The 18,656-nt window shown below is 73.0% G+C and carries 18 protein-coding genes; 10 read left to right on the forward strand and 8 right to left on the reverse strand.

Going from position 1 to position 18,656, the window contains the following annotated elements:
* Positions 1-10: 10 nt before the first annotated feature.
* From IEX37_RS06385 to pepN, 3 genes are read right to left on the reverse strand one after another with little or no spacing between them, the layout of a single operon-like run.
* Positions 11-1,402: an FtsX-like permease family protein gene (locus tag IEX37_RS06385; RefSeq protein ID WP_229663112.1), complete on the reverse strand. Its 1,392-nt coding sequence runs from the start codon at positions 1,400-1,402 to the stop codon at positions 11-13.
* Entirely contained in the window at positions 1,399-2,133 is a 735-nt protein-coding gene (locus tag IEX37_RS06390) for an ABC transporter ATP-binding protein (RefSeq protein WP_188755393.1), read from the reverse strand. The genes IEX37_RS06385 and IEX37_RS06390 overlap by 4 nt, the downstream gene beginning before the upstream one ends.
* Before the next feature lie 56 nt (positions 2,134-2,189).
* Positions 2,190-4,709, reverse strand: coding sequence for an aminopeptidase N (pepN, locus tag IEX37_RS06395; RefSeq protein ID WP_188755394.1), 2,520 nt, complete (start codon positions 4,707-4,709; stop codon positions 2,190-2,192).
* Positions 4,710-4,871: 162 nt separating this feature from the next.
* On the opposite strand from pepN, the gene IEX37_RS06400 reads away from it, so the two are divergent.
* The 5 genes from IEX37_RS06400 (at position 4,872) to IEX37_RS06420 (ending at position 10,315) form a co-directional block, all read left to right on the forward strand.
* Complete coding sequence (locus IEX37_RS06400) at positions 4,872-5,132, forward strand: hypothetical protein (RefSeq protein ID WP_188755395.1); 261 nt, start codon at positions 4,872-4,874, stop codon at positions 5,130-5,132.
* On the forward strand, positions 5,125-6,249 hold the full coding sequence (locus IEX37_RS06405) for a baeRF2 domain-containing protein (protein WP_188755396.1): 1,125 nt from the start codon (positions 5,125-5,127) through the stop codon (positions 6,247-6,249). The genes IEX37_RS06400 and IEX37_RS06405 overlap by 8 nt, the downstream gene beginning before the upstream one ends.
* Positions 6,246-7,127: a DUF72 domain-containing protein gene (locus IEX37_RS06410; protein ID WP_229663113.1), complete on the forward strand. Its 882-nt coding sequence runs from the start codon at positions 6,246-6,248 to the stop codon at positions 7,125-7,127. Before IEX37_RS06405 ends, IEX37_RS06410 begins: the two co-directional genes overlap by 4 nt.
* Before the next feature lie 72 nt (positions 7,128-7,199).
* Complete coding sequence (locus IEX37_RS06415) at positions 7,200-8,324, forward strand: NAD(P)-binding domain-containing protein (RefSeq protein ID WP_188755397.1); 1,125 nt, start codon at positions 7,200-7,202, stop codon at positions 8,322-8,324.
* A 395-nt stretch (positions 8,325-8,719) separates the two neighbouring features.
* A complete protein-coding gene (locus tag IEX37_RS06420) occupies positions 8,720-10,315 on the forward strand; it encodes an ABC-F family ATP-binding cassette domain-containing protein (protein WP_188755398.1) in 1,596 nt (531 codons plus the stop codon).
* A gap of 12 nt (positions 10,316-10,327) precedes the next feature.
* Here the strand turns inward: IEX37_RS06420 and IEX37_RS06425 are convergent, their stop codons facing one another.
* Positions 10,328-10,912, reverse strand: coding sequence for a YdeI/OmpD-associated family protein (locus IEX37_RS06425; RefSeq protein ID WP_188755399.1), 585 nt, complete (start codon positions 10,910-10,912; stop codon positions 10,328-10,330).
* Between the two features lie 105 nt (positions 10,913-11,017).
* Between IEX37_RS06425 and IEX37_RS06430 the strand changes: the two genes are divergently transcribed.
* Positions 11,018-11,446 (forward strand): acyl-CoA thioesterase, encoded by a 429-nt coding sequence (locus IEX37_RS06430; RefSeq protein WP_188755449.1) that lies wholly within the window; start codon positions 11,018-11,020, stop codon positions 11,444-11,446.
* A gap of 18 nt (positions 11,447-11,464) precedes the next feature.
* On the opposite strand, the gene IEX37_RS06435 is transcribed toward IEX37_RS06430, so the two are convergent.
* Positions 11,465-11,977 carry a metallophosphoesterase family protein gene (locus IEX37_RS06435; protein ID WP_188755400.1) on the reverse strand — a complete coding sequence of 171 codons (513 nt, stop codon included), beginning with the start codon at positions 11,975-11,977 and terminating at the stop codon, positions 11,465-11,467.
* A gap of 38 nt (positions 11,978-12,015) precedes the next feature.
* On the opposite strand from IEX37_RS06435, the gene IEX37_RS06440 reads away from it, so the two are divergent.
* Complete coding sequence (locus IEX37_RS06440) at positions 12,016-12,237, forward strand: KTSC domain-containing protein (protein WP_188755401.1); 222 nt, start codon at positions 12,016-12,018, stop codon at positions 12,235-12,237.
* 33 nt (positions 12,238-12,270) lie between these two features.
* Here the strand turns inward: IEX37_RS06440 and IEX37_RS06445 are convergent, their stop codons facing one another.
* Both IEX37_RS06445 and IEX37_RS06450 read right to left on the reverse strand, forming a co-directional pair.
* The gene (locus IEX37_RS06445) at positions 12,271-13,374 is read right to left on the reverse strand and encodes a fatty acid desaturase family protein (protein ID WP_373286253.1); all 1,104 of its coding nucleotides are present in this window, start codon (positions 13,372-13,374) and stop codon (positions 12,271-12,273) included.
* A gap of 204 nt (positions 13,375-13,578) precedes the next feature.
* A complete protein-coding gene (locus IEX37_RS06450) occupies positions 13,579-13,743 on the reverse strand; it encodes a hypothetical protein (protein ID WP_188755402.1) in 165 nt (54 codons plus the stop codon).
* 377 nt (positions 13,744-14,120) lie between these two features.
* Here IEX37_RS06450 and IEX37_RS06455 point away from each other — a divergent pair, with 377 nt between their 5' ends.
* From IEX37_RS06455 to IEX37_RS06465, 3 genes are all read left to right on the forward strand, one after another.
* Positions 14,121-15,452 (forward strand): phenylacetate--CoA ligase family protein, encoded by a 1,332-nt coding sequence (locus IEX37_RS06455; protein WP_188755403.1) that lies wholly within the window; start codon positions 14,121-14,123, stop codon positions 15,450-15,452.
* A gap of 181 nt (positions 15,453-15,633) precedes the next feature.
* Positions 15,634-16,371, forward strand: coding sequence for a hypothetical protein (locus IEX37_RS06460; protein WP_188755404.1), 738 nt, complete (start codon positions 15,634-15,636; stop codon positions 16,369-16,371).
* The gene (locus IEX37_RS06465; RefSeq protein WP_188755405.1) at positions 16,368-16,886 is read left to right on the forward strand and encodes a hypothetical protein; all 519 of its coding nucleotides are present in this window, start codon (positions 16,368-16,370) and stop codon (positions 16,884-16,886) included. The genes IEX37_RS06460 and IEX37_RS06465 overlap by 4 nt, the downstream gene beginning before the upstream one ends.
* 637 nt (positions 16,887-17,523) lie before the next feature.
* Here the strand turns inward: IEX37_RS06465 and IEX37_RS06470 are convergent.
* A partial coding sequence (locus IEX37_RS06470; protein ID WP_194461742.1) for an HNH endonuclease signature motif containing protein occupies positions 17,524-18,656 on the reverse strand: 1,133 nt, incomplete at its 5' end.

Here is an 18,656-nt window from a genome sequence, read left to right on the forward strand (position 1 = left end):
GGGGCGGGGGTCACTCCGCGCGATCGGGCTGTGCGAGCACGCGGGTGAGCACGGGACGCGTGGCCCGCAGCGCGAGCCACACCAGGCCGACCCCACCGAGGAGGCAGAGGGCGATGACGAGCACCGAGACCGGCGCCATGATCAGTGCGATGCCCACGAGGGGGAAGACCAGGACGCCCGCCGTGAGCGCCGATACGACCACGGTGAACAGCAGGGGCGTCATCGTGGCCCGGGTGCGCGCGGCCTCCATCGCCTCCCGCGGCATCCCGATCCGGTCGAGGCCGACGTACAGCGCACGCCGGTCGAGGATCGACGCGGCCTGGTTCACTCCGACCGAGCACGCGACCATGACGAACGACACCAGCAGCGTGAGCAGGATGCCGGTGCGGATGTCGGCCATCATGATGGCCGTCGCGGGATCGGCTTCCCCCGCCGCGAGGGCCATCCCCGTGCCCCCGACGACGGCGACGAAGCTGGTCATCGCGACGCCGCCGACCTGACGCCACGCGGCCTTGGGAGACTCCAGCACCGTACGGGCAGCGACCAGGCGCGGCGCGGTGCGCGCGCGCTTGGCCTGAGCGCGCGCGAAGGCGCCGATGAGCCACGGCCCCACCAGGTTCAGCACGGCGATCCCCGCCGCGAACGTTCCGACGATCACCGCGACGACGATCGCCAGGCCGGGGAGCGCGTTGAGCAGGTTCAGCGCCAGGAAGCCTGCACCGATGGCGGCGACGGCGATCACGGGCCGCAGCCAGTGCAGGCGCGGGGCGGTCTGGCGCGTCCGCACGCCCAGCGGCGACACGACGACCTGACGCAGCCCGACGGCGGCGCTGAGGGCGGCGACGAGCGCGATCCCGGCGATCGTTCCGCCGACCGCGGGAAGCCCGACCCAGAGGGCAGTCGCCCCGATCGGCGATCCGGCGAACGGAACGAGGCCGACGACCGGCATCAGCAGCGCGTAGAGCGCTGCGCCGCTGATCGCGCCGACCACGGCGACCGCTGTCGACTCGAGCACCGTCATGCCCGCCACGGTCGACGGGGTGGCGCCGAGCAGGCGCAGGGTCGACAGCCGGTCGTCCCGGCGGCGCGCGGACAGGCGCGCGGCCGCCCCGCCGAGCGAGATGAGCGGGACGGCCAGGATCGCGAGGGCGAGGAGGCTGAGCGACTGGTACAGTCCCGTGAACCCCTGCGCGTCCGGCTCCCAGCTCCAGAACATCAGCACGCCGCCCAGCACCGTCAGCAGCAGCGCGGTCGTCACGGCGAATGCGAGTGCCGGGAGTATCAGCGGCGCGGTCGTCTGTGCGCCGGGCCGGGCGAGCATCCAGGTCAGCCGTGCGACGGGCGCGCGGCCCGAGGCCGCCGGCAGCGCAGGCGGCGGTGCGATCCGCGCGGCGGCGGTCATCGCGCCTCCCCCGCGACCGCCGCTGCGGTCGGCACGTGCGAGGCCGGCACGATGCGTCCGTCGCTCATCCGGATCGTGCGGGTGCAGCGCGCCGCGACCTGCGGGTCATGCGTGACGACGACCAGCGCGTGCCCCTGACTCAGCGTCGAATCGAGCAGCGCGTGCATGACCTCGTCCGACGTGGTGGAGTCGAGCGCGCCGGTGGGCTCGTCGGCGAAGACCAGTCGCGCGCCCGTGACCTGGGCGCGGGCGATCGCGACGCGCTGCGCCTGACCGCCGGAGAGCTGTCCGATGCGGCGCCCCTCCATCCCCGCGAGTCCGAGCGCGGCAAGCCAGCGCGCGGCATGGGCTTCGGCGGCGTCACGCGCGTGCCCGGTCAGCAGCAACGGCAGGGCCACGTTCTCGACGGCGGTGAGCTCGGGGACGAGCAGTCCCTGCTGGAACACGAAGCCCAGTTCCTCGCGCCGCAGACGCGAGCGCTCCCGCTCGCCGAGCCCGTCGACGCGCACGAGCCCGGACCGTGTCCGGAGCGACACGGTGCCCTGGTCGGGCGCGAGGATGCCGGCGAGCACGTGCAGCAGCGTCGTCTTGCCCGATCCCGAGGCGCCCATGATGGCGACCGCCTCACCCGGATGCACCGCCAGGTCGACGCCGTCGAGCGCCCGCGTCGACCCGTACGACTTCACGAGCGCGGAGGCGGACAGAAGAGGTTCGGATGCGTCTGGAATCATGCATCCAGCCTTCTCCTCCTGCCCTCGGCGCACATCCTCCCGTGCGCCGAGACGAGTCATCCTCCGGATGTAGATCGCCGCGAGTCCTGCGCCGCGCGCACGCGCAGGTCGCGGGCGAGGTGGTCGCGCTGCTCGATGACGAGGCGGCGCAGGGCGGCCGGGGCGTCGTCGTTCGCCTCCAGCCACGCGTCGACGGGATCGAGCGAGTCGGAGGCGGGGAACAGCCCGGTCACCAGCCGGCGCGCGATCTCGATGCTGCGCTCGGACCAGGCCGCGCGGATGCGCGCGAAGTACTCGGCATCGAACGGCGCGACGAGGTCGCGGCGGGCACCCGCGCGGAAGCCGGCGATCGTGGCGTCGAGGTGGTCGTTGGTGAGCGAGTGGTCGTTCCAGGCCGCGTCCCACGCCGCCGCCCGCACGGACGGATCGGGGCGTGCGGCGCGCACCCGGATCCACGCGGTCCGCCCCGTCGCCGTGTCGTCGCGCCGCAGCTCGGCGTCGGCGTCCGCCTCGCCGGCGTGCCCCGTCGCGGAGAGCGCGGCGAGCCACGCCCAGCGCAGGTCGGGGTCGAGCGGTAGCCCGTGCGGGACGGGCGCGGTGCCCTCCAGGATCACCCGGAGCTCGCTCGCCCGCGCATCGTCGACGGACGCGGCTGCGGCGAGCGCGCGTGCCCACTGCAGCTGAGCCCCGCTGCCCGGCTCGGCGGCGTGCAGTTCGTCCCACACGGTCTGCAGCCAGGTGCGGCGCTCGCCGTCGCGGGCATCCCGGGCCACGTAGTGCTCGATCGCGAACGCCGCGTTCGCGATCACCCCCGCGAGCAGGCCGACGTGGCGCTCGACCCCGGTGTGGCGCCGGGCGATGGCGAGGTATCGACGCGCCGGCAGCTCGCCGTCGCGCGTGGCGTTCCACAGCGCCGACCACACCAGCCCGCGTGCGAGCGGGTCGGCCAGCCCCGAGAGCGCGGTCTCCACGGCGTCCAGCGAGCGGGCGTCGAGCCGGGCCTTGGCGTACGTCAGGTCGAGGTCGTTGATCAGCACGAGGTCGGCGTCCGGCAGCTCCAGCGAGGTCCGCTCGTCCCTGATGTCGGCCTCCAGGAGCGCCGTGCGCTCGAGGCGATCCCCGGCGAGCGCGTAGCAGCCGATCGCCAGGCGGTGCGGCCTCGGATCCGTCTGCGCGAGCACCGTGCCCGCGTCGCTCCGTTCGATCCACAGGGTCGACATCCCGGAGGTCTCGAGCCACGCGCGGGACCAGGCGCGCAGATCGCGGCCGGACGTGGCCTCGAGCGCCCCGAGCAGATCGTCGAGCGTCGTGTTGCCGTAGGCATGGTCCGCGAAGTAGCGCCGGGCGCCCTCGAAGAACGCCTCCTGCCCCACGTACGCGACGAGCTGCTTGAGCACCGACGCGCCCTTGGCGTACGTGATGCCGTCGAAGTTGAGCTTGGCGGCCTCCAGGTCCGGGATGTCCGCGACGATCGGATGCGTCGTCGGCAGCTGGTCCTGCTGGTAGGCCCAGGCCTTGCGCCGAGCCGCGAACGAGACCCACGCATCCGCGAACCGCGTGGCCGCGGCGGACGCGTGCGCGCCCATGTAGTCGGCGAACGACTCCTTCAGCCACAGGTCGTCCCACCACCGCATCGTGACGAGATCGCCGAACCACATGTGGGCCATCTCGTGCAGGATCGTGTTCGCGCGCGCCTCGCGCTGCGCCTCCGTCGCGGCCCCGCGAAAGACGTACGCCTCGGTGAACGTCACCAGGCCCGGGTTCTCCATCGCGCCGAGGTTGTACTCGGGCACGAACACCTGGTCGTAGGTGGACCACGGGTACGGGAACGCGAACGCGTCGTGGAAGAAGTCGAGCCCCTGCCGCGTGATCTCGAGGATCTCGTCGGCGTCGAAGTGCGACGCGAGCGACGCGCGGCAGTACGCGCCGAGCGGCACCGTCAGCCCGTCGCGCGCCCAGGTGCCCGCGACGCGGTGGTACGGCCCCGCTGCCACGGCCGTGATGTAGCTCGACAGCGGCAGCGTGGCGGCGAACTCGATCCGCCGCGCCTTCCCGTTCGCCTCGCGACGCACGGCGGCCTGGTTCGAGAGCACGTGCCATCCGGCCGGCGCGTGCACGACGAACGTGTAGCGGGCCTTCATGTCGGGCTGCTCGAAGCACGCCATGACGCGCCGGGCGTCAGCCGGCTCGTACTGGGTGTACAGGTACGTCTCGCCGTCCACCGGATCGCGGAACCGGTGCAGCCCCTCGCCCGACCGGCTGTACGCGCCCACGGCCTCGACGACGACCTCGTTGCGCGCCTCGAGCCCCGCGACCTCGATGCGCGCGCCGTCCCAGCGCACCGGGCTGTCCACGCCGTTCACCCGCAGGCTCCGCACCTCCTCGCCGATGAAGTCGATCCACGTCTGTGGCGTGGTGGCGTCGAACGCGAGCGTCGTGGTGGTCGCGAAACCGGTGCGCGAGGGGTCGGGAGCGCCGGTCAGGTCCAGCTCGACACGGACGTCGCGGAGCGTGACGGCGGCCGAGCGCGCGGCGGTCTCCTCCCGGCTGAGGTTGGCGGTGCTGGCGGAACGCATCGTCCCATCGTTCCACGCCCCTGTTCCCGCGGGTGCCGGTGGGATGCCGGTGGCCGCGCGCGGTCCGACCGGGATACCCACCCGCCCCGTCATCGTCAACCCTGTTCGGACCGCGCGGATCCCCGCCTAGCGTCGGAGGACCGGACCCGAAGGGAGAAGGACATGAGCGACAGCCAGCGAGGCAATGCCACACACGGCCCTCGGATGGACGAACAGCTCGAGCAGGAGACGCGGGGCATGGTGCAGGGCCACGGCGCTCCGCACGCGGAGCCCTTCCGCGAGGCGGAGCCTCTGCCCGACGACACCGATGCCCCCGACGTGGAGCGGGCGTTCCGGCACGACGTGCCCGCCGGCTCCGAGACACTCGAGGACTCACAGCCCCCGCGCGGGGACGACGTGAAGGGAGACGACGCGGATGGCTGACGGCGACCTGTCGACCCTGCTCGCCCAGCCCGGCCCGTGGACGTCCGTGTACACGGACGGGCGCGGTGGACGGCCCCAATCGGAGGAGGACGCCCTGCGGCGGTCGGTGCTCGATCGGCTGCACGCCGCCGGGGCTCCGGAAGCGGATGTCCGGGCCGTCGCGGACGCGCTCGAGGAGGGGCAGCGTCTGCCGAGCCCGTCCCTCCGGTGCCTCCTCGTCCGGGACGGTCGGGTGGTCCTGGACGAGCCGTTCACCGGCAGGCGCCTCGGGCCCGAGGTCGTCGATCACGGCGCCGTGCCGCGAATCCTCCCCGTCCTGCGCCATCGTGCTGCGGCGATCCCCTACCTCGTCGTAGAGACGGGGCGGGAAGGAGCGCTGCTGCGCCTGCAGACCGCCCATCGGGCGGGCGCCACGCACGCTGAGGAGGTCGAGGGCCGTACCGACAGCCTCAACAAGGTGCAGGCGGGCGGCTGGTCGCACCGCCGTTACCAGGCCCACTCCGAGGACATCTGGGAGCAGAACCAGTCGGAGGTGGCCGAGGCGGTCGACCGGATCGTGCGGGAGCAGCATCCTCGCTTCGTCGTGCTCGCCGGCGACGTGCGGGCGCGCCAGCTGCTGCACGAGCGGATCGCGCCCGCCGGCCGGGACCTCGTCGTGGAGGTCGAGTCGCACACCAAGGCGGAGGGGTCGGACGACACCGCCCTGCACGAGGCGATCGCCGCCGCGGTGGACGCCCGCCTGGAGGCAGAGCTCTCCGACATCCGCGACCGCGCGGCCGCCAATGAGGGGGCGGCGGGTGCGTACGGCATGACCCCCGTGCTCGAGGCGCTGCAGCAGGCGCGCGTGGACACGCTGCTGCTCGATGAGCGGCTGCTGTCGGCGGACGAGACGCTCGAGGCCCTCGACGCGCCGCCGTGGGCGGGCACGGGCGACGGCGACGCGCTCGGCGCGACGCCGCTCGGCCGGGTGCCGGTCGCCGAGGCGCTCGCGCGCGCCGCCGTGCTGAGCGGCGCGCGCGTGCTGGTGCTGGACGAGGTGCTCGCCGACGACGAGGCGCGCCCGGCCGGGCCCGCCGCCGCGCCGGTGGCCCTGCTGCGCTGGGCCGACGAGCGGTGACCTCGGCCGGAGACGCCGGCGCGCGCCCGGGACGCGTGCGCGTCGGCGTCTCCGGCTGGCGCTATGCCGGCTGGCGCGGGGACTTCTATCCCCGCGGCCTCGTTCAACGCCGGGAGCTCGAGTACATCGGCGAGCGCATGCCCACCGCGGAGATCAACGGCTCGTTCTACTCGCTGCAGCGTCCCGAAAGCTACGCGCGCTGGCGGGACAGCGTGCCCGACGACTTCGTGTTCGCCGTCAAGGGCCCGCGGTACATCACCCACATGCTGCGCCTGCGGAACGCGGCCACCGCGCTCGCCAACTTCTTCGCCTCGGGGCCACTGGCCCTCGGCCCGAAGCTCGGGCCCGTCCTGTGGCAGCTGCCCGAGAGACACCGCTTCGACGCGGACGAGCTCGACGCGTTCCTGAACGCACTGCCTCGCTCGACGACCGCCGCCGCGGACCAGGCGCGTCACCACGACGCGCGCATGGACGGCCGCTCGTGGCTCGAGGTGGACGAGGACCGGCCCCTGCGCCACGCGATCGAGCCCCGCTCGGAGACCTTCCGCGATCCCGCGCTCGGCCCGCTGCTGCGCAGACACGCGGTCGCCCTCACCGTGGCCGACACGGCATCCCGCTGGCCGCGCTTCGAGGCGACCGGATCCGATTTCGTCTACGTGCGCCTGCACGGCGCGCAGGAGCTGTACGCGAGCGGGTACACCGCGGAGGAACTGGACGAATGGGCCGCCCGGGCGCGTGCCTGGGCGGAGGGCACCGGCTCCGCGGACGGCAGGCCGCGAGACGTCTACGTGTATTTCGACAACGACGCGCGCGGCCACGCCCCGCACGACGCCGTGGCCCTGATCTCGCGGCTGTCGGACGTCCCGGCTCCCCGCTGAACCCTCATCCGACGCGCCGCCTCGCCCGCGTCTCGCCGGAATGCGCGCGGGCGGGGCTCGGTTGCACTGCGCGTGGAGCAATCAGCGCGTGCCGCGACCGTCGTCGTGATCGGCGCGGGCCAGGCCGGGCTGTCCGCCGCGTACCACCTGCAGCGCCGCGGGTTCGCGAGCGCAATCGACGGCGGCGCCGCGCCGGACGCGCGGACGTACGTGGTGCTGGATGCGAACCGCGCGCCGGGCGGCGCGTGGCAGCACCGGTGGGAGTCGCTGCGCATCGCGACCGTGAACGGCATCTTCGGCCTGCCCGGGCTGCCGAGGCCCGACATGGATCCGCGCGAGCCCAGTCGCGATGCGGTGCCGCGCTACTTCGCCGAGTTCGAGCGGGTGAACCGGTTCCCGATCCTCCGACCGGTGCGCGTCACGAGCGTCGACTACGCGGACGACGAGGAGACGGGCGATCTGGTCGTGGACACCGACGACGGCACGTGGCGGACCCGTGCCGTCGTGAACGCGACCGGCACCTGGGACAACCCGCTGCTGCCCTCCTTCCCCGGAGCGGACACGTTCCGCGGTCGCCAGCTGCACGCGCGCGACTACGTCGCGCTGGAGGAGTTCGCCGGGCAGCGCGTCGCGGTGGTGGGCGGCGGCATCTCGGCGGTGCAGCTCCTTGAGGAGATCTCCCGCGTCGCGGACGTCCGCTGGTACACGCGGCGCGAGCCGGTCTTCATCGAGGGCGAGTTCGAGCCGGAGACCACCGGCCGGGCGACGATTGAGCGGGTCACCGCCGACGTCGAGGCGGGTCGGGCGCCGGGCAGCATCGTCGGCTACACGGGGCTCGCGTGGACGTCGTATGCCCGCGCGGCGCGGGACCGCGGGGTGCTCGTGCGCCGCCCGATGTTCATACACATCGAGCCGGACGGCGTCCGCGAGCCGGATGGGCGCCTCACTCCCCTCGACGCGATCCTCTGGGCCACGGGCTTCCGCGCCGACCTGCGCCACCTCGACCCGCTCTACCTGCGCAACGACGAGGGCGGCATCGCGATGCGCGGCACGCAGGTGCGCGGCGAGCCGCGCGTACACCTGATCGGCTACGGTCCCTCGCAGTCCACCGTCGGGGCCAATCGCGCCGGGCGCGAGGCGGTGGCCGCGCTGACCCGCTACCTGGACGATGCCGCCGACGCCGAGGACGCCGCCTGAGACGGGAGTGGACGCGACGGCGGGAGTCGAACCCGCTACGCCTCCGGTATGACCCGGGGCCCGGGACCACCCGGATCGCCGCGATGTCTCCACGCTAGACGGCCGCCGCGCGCCGCGCACCCGTGTGACCGCATATTGCGCGACGGCCGCCTGCGACCGGGCGCGCGCGGGTGATACCGTGAAGCACATGAGGATCTGACCGCGGAACAGCACGCGGCCGCGCTCCGCGCCGCTCGCGCTCGCGTTCCAGACGCACCGATTCCGGCCCTCCGGCCCCGGTGACCCCGCCGCGCTCGGCGATTCGATCGGATCCCGCCCTCCTCCGACGCTTCCGCGTCGTCGAGAAGCCGCGTCGCCCCGGGCCCACCGGACCGCACCCATGCGAGAGGTCCCCCATGCCCATCCCTGTTTCCGTCGCCCTCCACGACGTCACATTCGAGTGGCCCGACGGCACCGTCGTGCTCGACGGGCTGAACGGCACGTTCCCCGTCGGCCGCACGGGCCTCGTCGGTCGCAACGGCACCGGCAAGTCGACCCTGCTCCGCCTGATCGCGGGACGGCTGTCCCCCACCCGCGGGCGCATCGAGGCCACCGGCGAGGTCGGCCACCTCCCGCAGACGCTGACGCTGACCAGGCACGCCACGATCGCCGACCTCCTCGGCGTCGCGCCCGCGCTCAGCGCGCTCCGCGCCATCGAGTCGGGCGACGTCGACGAACGGCACTTCGACGCGGTCGGCGACGATTGGGACATCGAGGCGCGCGCCGACCAAGCCCTGCACGAGATCGGGTTCTCCGCCGCCGACCTGGGCCGTCGCGTCGACGCGCTCTCCGGCGGAGAGACGATGCTCGTCGCCATCACCGGGCTGCGCCTGCGCCGCACGCCGATCACGCTGCTGGACGAGCCGACCAACAACCTGGACCGGCCGACGCGCGATGCGCTGGCGGCTTTCATCGACCGCTGGCCCGGCACCCTCGTCGTCGTCAGCCACGACCTGGAACTGCTCGAACGGATGGAGCACACCGCCGAGCTGCACGACGGTCACCTCGAGGTGTTCGGCGGACCGTACAGCGCGTTCAGCGTCCACCGGGAGCAGGAGCAGGCGGCCGCCGCCCAGGCGGCGCGCTCGGCCCAGCAGGCGCTCAAGGTCGAGAAGCGACAGCGCGTCGAGGCCGAGGCCAAGATCGCGGCGCGGGCCCGCGCAGGGAAGAAGGCGGCAGCCGACATCCCGCGGATCGTCGCGGGCGGTCTCGCGCGCCGCGCGCAGGTGTCGGCGGGCTCGTTGCGCGGCGCGCTCGACGACAGGGTGCAGGCCGCACAGGCGGCGCTCGACGCGGCCGACGCCCGTGTGCGCGCGGACGAGCACATCCATCTGTCGCTGCCGGACCCCGACGTTCCGCGCGGCCGGCGGATCGCCGAGCTGTCTGACGGGTCGCGCACGGTCACGATCCAGGGACCGGAGCGCGTCGCGCTCGTAGGCCCGAACGGGTCGGGCAAGACGACGCTGCTCGAGCAGCTCGTCGGGGGTGGCGCCCCACGGGCCGGACGCGCGCGCGGGACACTGCACACGGATCGCGTCGGCTATCTGCGGCAGCGGCTCGACGACCTGGACGACGCGGCCAGCGCGGTCGAGAACGTGCGACACGTGGCCCCGGGCACTCCCCCGGGCGAGATCCGGAACCAGCTCGCGCGCCTGCTGCTGCGCGGCAGCGCGCTCGACCGGCCGGTCGCGACGCTCTCGGGCGGAGAACGCTTCCGGGTGGCGCTCTCCCGGCTGCTGCTCGCCGATCCGCCCGCTCAGCTGCTCGTGCTGGACGAGCCGACGAACAACCTCGACATCTCGAGCGTCGAGCAGCTCGCCGAGGCGCTCGACGGGTATCGCGGCGCGCTGCTCGTCGTCAGTCACGACGACGCGTTCCTCCGCCGGCTCGGCATCGACGTCGTCATCGGTCTCGACCCGGAGGGCCGGATCACCGAGCGCGCCGACCTCTGAGCGGTGAGGAGGTCAGCGGGGGTGCGGCACGCCGCCGCTCGTCAGCATCGCGACCGCCTTGGCGATCCGGTTCGCCCTGGTCGTCGCGGTGGCGGCCGTCAGCACCCTGTGGAGGACGGCGTAGCGGTTCTGCGAGTCGAGCGCGGCGAACGCCTCCGCGGCGCCGGGGGCGGCGGCGAGCGCGGCGGCCAGGTCGTCGGGCACCTGCGCCGTCGCCGCTCCCGCGTAGGCGCGCTCCCACCGCCCGTCCGCCTTGGCACGGTCGATCTCCGCCTGGCCGCGCGGACGCATCCGCCCCTCCGCGGTGAGCCGCTCGACGATCCCGATGTTGCGCTGCGACCAGAGCGACGCCCGGCGACGGGGCGTGAAGCGCTGGGAGAACACGTGTGCATCGACGCTGCGCTTCTGTCCGTCGATCCAGCCGCTGCACAGCGCCTCGTCGAGCGCCTGCGCGTACGTCAGGGACGTGGGCGTCGTGGTCCCCTTCTTCGCGAGGATCAGCCACACGCCGTCCGAGTCGTCCTCGTTCTCATCGAGCCACGCGCGCCAGGCGGCCGCGTCGGCCACGATGAGTTCCGCCTGCGCCGTCGTGTCCATGCCGCCATCGTAGGGACGCCCGCCGACATCCCGCCTTCGGCCGCCCAGCCGCTGGGGCTAACGTCGGAAGGAGCGAAAGGGGAAGACGTGGCGCAGACCGAGGACATGGGCATCAACTTCCACACCCGCAAGTGGGTCAAGCCGGAGGATCTGAACGCCAACGGCACGCTGTTCGGCGGCAGTCTGCTGCGCTGGATCGACGAGGAGGCGGCGATCTACGCCATCATCCAGCTCGGCAACTACCGCGTCGTGACGAAGTTCATCTCCGAGATCAACTTCGAGGCATCGGCGCAGCAGGGCGACCTGATCGAGATGGGTCTCATCGCGACGCATTTCGGTCGCACGTCGCTGACGATGCGGGCCGTGGTGCGCAACATGATCACACGGCGCACGATCCTCACGATCGACCGCATCGTGTTCGTGAACGTGGACGAGGAGGGCCGTCCCACTCCGCACGGGTACTCGTCGATCACCTACAACCGCGACCGGATGCCGACCGAGCACCCGCAGACCGGCACGATCCGCACGGTGTGAGGCGTCGTGCGCGCACGCTCAGCGGAGCACGGGAACCAGCGCGACGTCACGCAGCGCCGCCCCGTCGACGACGGCCGTCATGAGGGTGCACCGCGGCTGACGCCGCCGGTCGGTCGGCGAGCCGGGGTTGAGCAGGCGGATGCCGCCGGGGGTGACGCTGTCCCACGGGATGTGGCTGTGTCCGAACACGAGGACGTCGGGCCTGTCGTCTCCTGCGAACGCCCGATCCATGCGGGCCTCCCGTCCGGCGGCGCTCCCCGTCTCGTGCACGACCGCGACGCGGAGGCCCTCGATCCGCACGGACGCGACCTCCGGGAGGCGGGCGCGGAGGGCGGGACCGTCGTTGTTGCCGTACACGCCGACCAGACGCGCCGCCCGCGCCTGCAGCGCGTCGAGCGTCGCGACGTCCACCCAGTCCCCGGCGTGGATCACCGTGTCGGCGGCGTCGACGGCCTCCCACACGGCATCGGGCAGGCACTTGGCGCGCAACGGCACGTGCGTGTCGGAGATCAGCAGGAGCCGCGTCGCCATGCCGCCATCCTGCCCCATTCGCGGTCCGGGGAGTCCGCGTGAGGCGCACGCCCCTGGATTCCGCCGCGATCGCTGCCGCGGGCTACGACGCGGACACCGCCGTCCTGGAGCTGCAGTTCACGAGCGGCGAGGTGTACCGCTACTACGCCGTGCCGCCGTCCGTGTACCGCGCGCTGCGGAGCGCCGAGAGCGCCGGCCGGTACTTCACCGAGCACATCCGCGACGTCTACCCCACCGAGCACGTGCGCGAGGGGCGCTGACCGCCCGGGGCGCCCGCCGGGCGCCCCGGGCGGTCAGGCGCGGCGGAACTGCGACGCGGCGGGGCAGTCGAACGGGTCGCGAGCGGCGAGCCCGACGCGGTTGAGATAGGCGATGACGATGCCGTACGAGCGCCAGAGCGTGGTCTCGGTGTAGGGCACGTCGATGCTCGCGCAGTACTCCCGCACGATCTCGCGGGCGCGCGCCAGGTGCGGACGCGGCATGTTCGGGAACAGGTGGTGCTCCACCTGGTAGTTGAGGCCGCCCATCAGCCAGGTGGCCCACCAGCCGCCCGAGATGTTGCGGGACGTACGCACCTGCTTCGAGAAGAAGTCCAGCTTCGCGTCGGGGGCGATGACGGGCATCCCCTTGTGGTTGGGGGCGAAGGACGCGCCCATGTACACGCCGAACACGGCCAGCTGCACCCCCAGGAACGCGAACGCCATCCCGACCGGCAGCAGCAGGAAGACGGGGGTCAGCAGCAGCGCAAAGCGCAGCGCGATGAGCCCCAGCTCCACCCAACGGCCCTTGACGGGCTCGCGGGAAAGGAGGTGACGCAGGCCCTGCCAGTGCAGGTTGAGGCCCTCCAGCGTGAGCAGCGGGAAGAACAGCCACCCCTGGCGCCGCGTGATCGCGTTGCGCAGGCCGCGTGCCTGCGCCGCGTCCTCGTCCAGGAACGAGATCGTGTCGACCTCGATGTCGGGGTCGCGGCCGACCCTGTTCGGGTTGGCGTGGTGGCGCGAGTGCTTCGAGTCCCACCAGGCGTAGCTGATGCCGACCACGCCCGCTGCGAGCACGCGCGCGAGCCGCGCGTTCGCGGGGCCGCTGGCGAAGATCTGCCGGTGCGCCGCCTCATGGGCGAGGAACGCGACCTGCGTGAAGATGATGCCGAGCGCCGCTGCCATCAGCAGCTGGAACCAGCTGTCGCCGAGCAGGATGAAGCCGGTCACGACACCGCCGAACGCGACGGCGAGCGCGCCGCCCACGAGGGCATAGAACCAGCGCGTCCGCTGCAGGAGGCCCGTCTCCTTCACCACGCGCGACACCTGGGTGTAGGCGCGGGCAAGAGGCGGGAAGGTGTCGGTGCCGGCGTAGGTCTGGCGGACCGGACCGAGGCGGCTGGGCGGGGCGGACGTGATGGTGGAGGAGATGGGCGAGCCCCCTGTCTGGTGGCGGGCCGGGCGGCCTCGAGTGGTGTGGCCGCGGGCGGCCTGTAAGCCAAAGGCGGTCGCCGATCGCTGTGCCTCACGCTACAGGGGGACCCATGCGCCGAGACGTATACGGAGGGGTTCCCCAGGCCGTGCCCCGCGAACGCCCGGCCGCGGCCGCCGACCCCTTCGCCGTCAGGGGCGGCTGGGCGGGCCGGTGTGGTGGCGGAGCGCCGCGCGGGCGTCGCGGTGGGAGCGGAACACGCCGAGGCGCTGTGCGTGAGCGCCGTGCAGGACGTGCGCGCGGCCGGAGACCGAGATGAAGCCCGCGAACTCCTCGTCGAGGGTCGCGACGAACACGTCGTCGGAGGCCTGCTTCCAGCGCAGGCGATCGGTAACGGGAAGGGGACGCAGTGCAGAAGTGATGAGAGTTCGATTCGTCGGACGCGGCGCGCCGCCGTCGGCGCGTCGCGAATGCTGCGCACGAGCGGTCGTCGCTCATGCGGGACCGCAGCGAGGCGGTCGGTGGCGCGGCGATCCGAGAGAACCGGAGATGGAATGGCCGTCGGACGGCGGCCATTCCATCTCCGGTCTACGCGATTCCGAGCAACCCCGCGCCGGCCGGTTCCATGTCACGGAAGGACATTCGGGGCGCACCCACGCGCGGTCATAGACTCGGGCGGTCCCCCGGGCGGCGAGAAGGCCGCGACCGACCGCTGACCTCCAAGGAAGCAGGCATGGCTGAGCATCTGCGCGACACACTCGAGACCCACGACTGGGAAGAGATCCTCTCGTGGCAGCGGGCGCAGCTGCCGGGCTTCGTCGCACGTCTGCGCGAGCGGTCCCCGTTCTACGCCGAGCGGCTCGCGGAGGCTGACGCCGACCTGGACGGGGCCGGCTGGGCCCGGGTCCCCTTCACGGTGAAAGACGACATCCGTCGCACCCAGCGCGAGCGGGGGCCGGAAGATCCGCTGCTGGGTCCCATGCAGGGGGTTCCGGACGAGGAGATCGCCCAGGTGATCGGATCGTCCGGCACGACGGGCAACCCCACGTTCTTCGGGCTCACAGCCCGCGACCTCGACACCTGGCGCGATTCGCTGGCGAACTGGCTCGCGATCGCCGGGGTGGGGCCCGGGAACATCGTGGCCCTGACGACGGGCATCCCGATGGTGGCCGGCGGCATGCCCTACGCGGACGCCGTCCGCGCCGTCGGCGCCACACTCGCGTGGATCGGCGGGCAGCCGACCGAGCGCCAGGCGCAGCTCATGGACCTCCTCCGCGTCGACGTCCTGATGGGCACGGCGTCCTTCGTCGGCTTCTTCGCCGAGCGGTGCGCCGAGGTTCTCGGCAAGCCCGCGCCGCGGCTGCACGTGCGCACGATCCTCGCGGGTGGCGAGCCCGGCATCGGGAACCCCGAGACCCGGAGGCGCACGCTCGAGGCGTGGGGTGCCGAGCGCATCAGCGAGGTCATGGGCATGTGCGACGTGATGGCCGGCATGTGGGCGCAGTGCGGGCAGGGCGACGGCATGCACTTCGCCGCGTCCCGCAACGTGCACGTGGAGCTGATCGATCCGGAGACGCGCGAGCCGCTCGCGTGGGCGGACGGCGTCGAGGGCGAGGCCGTCTACACGACGTTCACGCGCGAGGCCACGCCCGTCGTGCGGTACCGCTCCCGCGACCACGTGAAGGTCCTGGGGATGGAGTGCGCGTGCGGACGCCGCACGCCCCGCATCGCGTGCATCGGCCGCACCGACGACATGCTCATCTACAAGGCGATGAACGTCTTCCCGAGCGACATCCGCGACGTGATCCTCGGCCACTCGGGCCACATCGTGGAGCGCCTGCGCATCCGGAAGGCGTCCCCCGACCAGGTGCGGTTCGACGACCCGATCCCGGTCGAGATCGAGACGGGGGCCAACGTCGGGGACGAGCTCGCAGCGGAGCTCGCCGAGGCCGTGCGCCGGCTGCTGCGCGTGCGCGTCGCGATCGAGTGGTTGCCTCTGGGCGCCATCCCCGTGAGCTCGTACAAGAACGCCCTCACCTACGTGCCGGAGCCGGTCACGGCCTGAGCCGACCGGCCGGCCGCATGCGTCCCGGTGAACGTCCCGGTGAACGTCCCACGGCGCGTCCCCGGCACATCGAGGACATGGGCACCTGATGGTCGGGCCGCGCCCGGCGCGAGTGTGGGATCCGGTCGCCCCTGCGACCGCGCGGCCCCGCGCCCGCCCCTCGACACACAAAGGAAGACCCATGTCCTCGACCCCCGATCTCGCGCGTCCTCACGCGTCCCGCTCGAACTCCGCGGCACCCCGCGGCCGCCGCTTCGTCGCGTGGCCGCTGTGGGCGACCCTCGCCGGGGCCGCCGGCGCCATCGGCACCGTCGGCACCGACCTGCGTCCCGCGGCGGAGACGGCCGCGTGGCAGGAAGGCCGCGACTACATCGTGACCTCGGCCGACATGGCCGGTCTCGATCCCGCCCTCGGACGCATCGGCTACAGCGTCGGCCTTCTCGCCATCCTCGCCCTCATCGTGTTCGCCGCGGCCTGGCGCCGCCACGTCGAGCAGCGTTTCGCGGGCTCGATCGGCGCGCGCGTGGTGAGCGTCGGCCTCGTGGCGAGCGCCGGTGCGCTGGTGCTCGGCTACGGGTGGCGCGGCGCTCTGGCCAACTATCTCGGCCCGGAGGCCGGTCTGTACGACTCCGAGGGCCTGTTCGTGTACTACATGCTCACCGACTTCGGCGCCTACCTGCCGTGGACGGGTGTCCTCGTCTCGGCCTTCGGACTCGCGTGGATGGCCTGGGCCGAGCGCAGCGTCTCCCGGATCCTCGGCGGGTTCACGACCATCGCGGCGGCGGGCGCACTCCTCCTGGTGCTCATCAGCGGTGTGCCCGGACTCCCCGGTGTCTTCATGCCGGCCTGGCTGGCGGTCACCGGCATCTGGCTCGCCGTCGGCCGCAGCCGCGTCGCGGAGCGGGAGGACGCGCGATGAGGCGCGTTGCAGCGAGTGCCGGGATCGTCGCGGTGCTCGCGTTCGCCCTGACCGCCTGCGCCGCCCCCGATTCCGAGGCGCCCCGCGCCGAAGCCCCTGCCACGTCCGAAGATCCGCCCGCATCCGGTGCCCTGCCGGAGATGCCGCAGCGGGAAGGGGAGGTGCCGCAGGAGTGCCAGGACGCGTATCCGCTGGCGGTCGTGCCAGCCGATCTGGCGGACGTCGCATCGGTGCCGGACGACTGGCCCGCGCCTCCGGCGGGCGCCGTGCTGTGTCTCACGAGCGGGTCGTTCGACGACACCACCGAGACGGCCTCGTACGCCACCGACGCGCCGATCGAGGATGTCCTGGCGCACTACGAGGCGGCGTTGGCCGGCTACGAGCTCTACCGCGCGGACGGAGCCGAGAACGGCACGGGCTACGACACGCTCGACGGCGAGCGTCCAGGTCTGGGTGTGCAGATCCGCGAGACCGACGGAGGCTTCGTGATCGTCTTTGCGCGCGCGGGCGCCTGACGATCAGCCTCCGAAGGGGGTCGGGCGGCTATCGGGCCGCCGCCCTGCCCGGGTGCCGCGAGAGTGAGCCGCCGCACCCACGCGCCGGCTCGGCGATTCCGCCGAGCCGGCGCTTCTTTCTGTACGGGGGCGGTGCGGCCTCCTCCCCGCTCTTGCCCGCCTCGGTTTCGACTCCGCGGCTCCGCCGCTCCGCTCGACCCGTTTCGACTCCGCGGCTCCGCCGCTCCGCTCAACGAGCGACCAAAAGCCCGTACCCCTACCCACCCACCTCAACCCGGTGCGAGCGCGCAGCGCGAGCGTGCGGGCGCGAGTGCGCCCGCCAACCAGGCGCGCAGCGCCGGCGCGCTGAAGCGCAGCGGAAGCGCCTCCCTCGCGGAGCGGCCCCACCGGGGCCCGACGCGTGGGAGGAAAAGAAAAAAGCGCGAGCGTGCGGGCGCGAGTGCGCCCGCCAACCAGGCGCGAAGCGCCGGCGCGCGAAGCAAAGCGAAGCGCCTCCCCCGAGGAGCGGCCCCTCGGGGCCCGACGCGTGGGAGAGAAAAGAAAGGAGCGCGCAGCGCGAGCGTGCGGGCGCGAGTGCGCCCGCCAACCAGGCGCGCAGCGCCCGCGCGCTGAAGCGCAGCGGAAGCGCCTCGTGGTGCTACCCGGAAGGACCGCGGGGTCGGGTGAGGGCGTTGGGTGCGGGTCGGTAGGTGCCGCGTCTGTCGATCCAGGGTGGCGCTTTGATGACGGGGGTGCCGTTTCGCATGCGGATGTCCCATCCGGAGCGGTCGAGGTTGTGGTGATGCCACCAGCACAGGAGCACACCATTGTCGGTATGCGTGGGGCCACCGTTTGCGTGTTCGTCGACGTGGTGGATCTCGCACCAGGCGGCGGGGATGGTGCATCCGGGGATGATGCATCCGCCGTCGCGGGCGGTGATCGCCCGGCGTTGGTGGGCGTTGAACACCCGCTCCGGGCTGCCGAGGCGGATGATCCTTCCGGTGCGGTCGTGGATCACCTTCTGCACGGCCCCGGTGCACGCGATCCGGTGCGCGGTCGATACGGGGACGGGGGTGTCGTCGATCGTCGCCGCGGCGGTGGGGTCGTGGAGGTCGTCCTCGGCGACGGTGACCACGAGCGTCGGGGCGGCACCGCCGAGCGTCGGTGTCTCCGCCGCCTTCGCGGCGGACTGGATGATCACGGCGAGCACGTCGTGCCGTTTCTGGGTGTTCGTGCGGGGGTCGTGCACCGCCTCATCGGGTGACCAGCCCTCGGTTTCGTCCCGGTCTTCGGGGTCGGTGGGGGTGAAGCGGACGGCGGGGTTCAGGTGCGCATCCAGCAGTCGCTGCAGCCCCGCGGCGACCTCCGGGAGCAGCGCGCCCCGTAGTGGGACGACTCCGTCCCGGGGCGTGCCGAGGGTGAGACCCCGGTTGCGGGCGGCACGTTCCGCGTCAGGTTCGGGGCCGTCCTGGTCCAGGTACGCCGCCCAGGTGCGCGCGTGCACCTCGACTTCCGCGAACGTGGGCGGAATCATCCCGGCCTGCTCTTCCAGGGCGCCAGTGGCGTACGCCACTGTCGTGGCTTCGGCCGCGTCGAACTCGACCGGGTCAGCACGATCCTCCACCCGCGCGAGGGCACTGGTGATCTCGTGCGCGGCATCCGCGCCGAGCACACCGTCTCGTAGTGCTTGGCCGACGTGGGGGAACCGGGCCGGGAGTTCCTCCCCGGTCAACGACACCCGGGGCCGGGTGCGCTTGTCCAACCGGATACGGGCGTTGATCGTCTTCGCCG

The sequence above is a fragment of the Microbacterium album genome (assembly GCF_014643695.1).
Taxonomy (GTDB): Bacteria; Actinomycetota; Actinomycetes; order Actinomycetales; family Microbacteriaceae; genus Microbacterium; species Microbacterium album.